The organism is Acinetobacter sp. AOR41_HL, assembly GCF_027854645.1.
Lineage (GTDB): Bacteria > Pseudomonadota > Gammaproteobacteria > Pseudomonadales > Moraxellaceae > Acinetobacter > Acinetobacter nosocomialis.
In genome coordinates, this window is the sequence record NZ_JAKTHZ010000001.1 from 1 (window position 1) to 2,456 (window position 2,456).

Genomic DNA, 2,456 nt, shown 5'->3' on the forward strand with positions numbered 1-2,456 from the left:
AAAAAAAAGCTCGTATAGTGGTGGGTATTCGACATCCATTCACTACTTGAGCTTTATGAGCCTATTATATCATTGTGATGATCTTCTGTACAATGCAGAAGATACATTCTTATCTGACCTTGCGCCCCATGAAATCACTTGGGATCAACATCGATCATCTGCTGAAGACATCGCTGTCCTGTATAACAAGGACATAGAGTTCGAGAAATTGGCTGACCGTATCAATGGTTGTAGTGGCTATCTAAAATTTGGCGTTAATCCTGAAGGTGGGGCATTGGTCTTAAAAGAGGTCTGGTTCTGCCGTGTCCGCCATTGCCCAGTCTGCCAATGGCGGAGGTCTTTGCGTATGCGTGCCTTGATGTATAAAAATATTGAATCGGTAATGAATAGCTATCCCTCACATCGTTGGATATTCCTTACCCTCACTGTGAAAAATCCCCATGTGACCGACTTGCGTTCAACTCTGAAGGAGATGAATGCAGGGTGGCAAAGGCTTAGACAAACTAAGCGATTTGAGTCTGTGGTTGATGGTTTTCTGAAAGCGACAGAGCTAACACGCCCAAGATACAAGGGACAAGAGATGCACGCACATCCGCATTTTCATGTGATGCTGTTAGTCAAATCGACTTACTTCAAGGGTACGAGTTACATCAAGCAATCGGAATGGACGGAAATGTGGATTAAGGCAATGCGGCTCGACTACTATCCGCAAGTGGACGTTCGGGCAGTCAAGCCAAATAAGAAGAAAACGGCAGAGCAAAACCAAGCCGCTTTGCATGATGCGATCCTTGAGACTTTTAAATATTCGGTCAAGCCTGCGGACATGTTGCTTTACGATGATCAAGGGGCATGGCTTCACGAAGTCACACGCCAAACCCACCGAATGAGGTTTTATAGTGATGGGGGTGTGTTGAAAGGAATCCTCAAAAATGAGGATGAAATCTCAAATGAAGAAATGATTTCGACAACTGAAGAAGTTGTTGAAACGGACGAGACTCGGTTCGGGTTTTCGTATCTGCCAAGTCAAAGGCGGTATGTCTATAACCCGAAATTTAATGTCTATCCTGAAACCGCCTAAAGGCGGTTTTGCTTTTTGGGGTCAAGGGGTTCGCCCCTTGCTCACTTACTTTTAAATGGGGTTTACCCCGTTTAAAAGTGGAGTGAGTCCACTTCCGCTGTCGCAAAGTTTCCCACAATCTGATACCGTGTGTTTTTTAGGCGTTGGAGTCTCGTATGGCTTATGCGATTTTGCGTGTCCAAAAGTTGAAGACAATGGGTGATGTCGGGGGCAGTATTTCCCATAATTATCGAACCCGATATACCCCCAATGCCGACCCCTCAAAAACTGTTAATAATGAGCATGACCTCCAAACGGCTGCTGAAGCTCTGGAGGCAATCAAGGGGCGTATACCAAAAAAGCACCGAAAAGATGCCGTTTTATGTGTTGAACACCTGATTACTGCTAGTCCTGAATGGGATGGGTGGGGAGATCCTGAACGTGAAAAAACGTTTTTTGATAAATCCCGAAAATGGTTGATAGATAAATATGGCTCTCAGAACGTCATAGCGACTTCAATTCATCGAGATGAGACTACCCCACACCTAGTAGCCTATATCGTGCCTCTAGACGCAAATACGGGGCGTTTAAACGCTAAAAAATACATAGGGGGGACAAGACACGTTCTTTCACAAATGCAAACCGATTTTGCAAAGTGTGTGCAGTCTCTGGGATTGCAAAGAGGGTTAGAGGGGAGTAAGGCAGAACATACAACGATTCAGAAGTATTATTCAGACTTAGTACATCAGGAAAATACAGCCCCTGTCTTTGAGCGTCCAGAACTACCCAAAAAGTCGATGTTCACAGAATCGGCTTACGAATACGGTAATCGTGTGATGAATTTGGTCTATGAGCATGTAGATCATGACATCAAACGAGTACAAAAGGAAAATACGGAACTGAAGAAACAGGTGCATGACTTGGAGCAAGAAGTGGGGCGGCTGCGGTACTTTGAACGCAAGAACAAGCCATATAGCGACTATTGCAGGCTGTTTCCAGATCAAGCTATAGACCTAGATAGAAAATTCAGGGAAGCGACTAAAAACGAGCTAGAACGCAGGGAAAAAGTGAAATTGGAGCGAGAACAGGACAAGATACGCAAAGAACAGGAACACAAGGCAGAACAGGAACGGATAGCACAACAACGCCAACAGCCGAAAGTCCGAAAAACTTACAGTTATGACGATGAACCACCGAAAAAGAAAAATAACGATTTTGAAATGTAGGAACAGAGAGGGCGGAGTGCCCTCGAACTGATGTAATTCGCCTCTAAAACTCCCTTTCCCTGATTACAAGCTCCCATTCGCCTCAGATCGGTAAGAACCGAGCAAAGCGACCTCACCATAGGCTATTTTTATCTCATTAAAAGAGGGGCAAATGAGGGCTAAAAACAAGCCGA

Annotated in this window: 2 protein-coding genes; both read left to right on the top strand. The window is 44.7% G+C overall.

Features of this window, described 5'->3' with window-relative positions; all coding sequences use genetic code 11:
• A partial coding sequence (locus MKL35_RS00005; RefSeq protein ID WP_270912497.1) for a protein rep occupies positions 1-1,078 on the top strand: 1,078 nt, incomplete at its 5' end.
• A gap of 155 nt (positions 1,079-1,233) precedes the next feature.
• Entirely contained in the window at positions 1,234-2,283 is a 1,050-nt protein-coding gene (gene mobV, locus MKL35_RS00010) for a MobV family relaxase (RefSeq protein WP_270912498.1), read from the top strand.
• Positions 2,284-2,456: the final 173 nt, after the last annotated feature.

Coding starts and splice junctions, on each gene's coding strand:
- mobV (WP_270912498.1), top strand. CDS start 1,234: ATGGCTTATGCGATTTTGCGTGTCCAAAAGTTGAAGACAATGGGTGAT.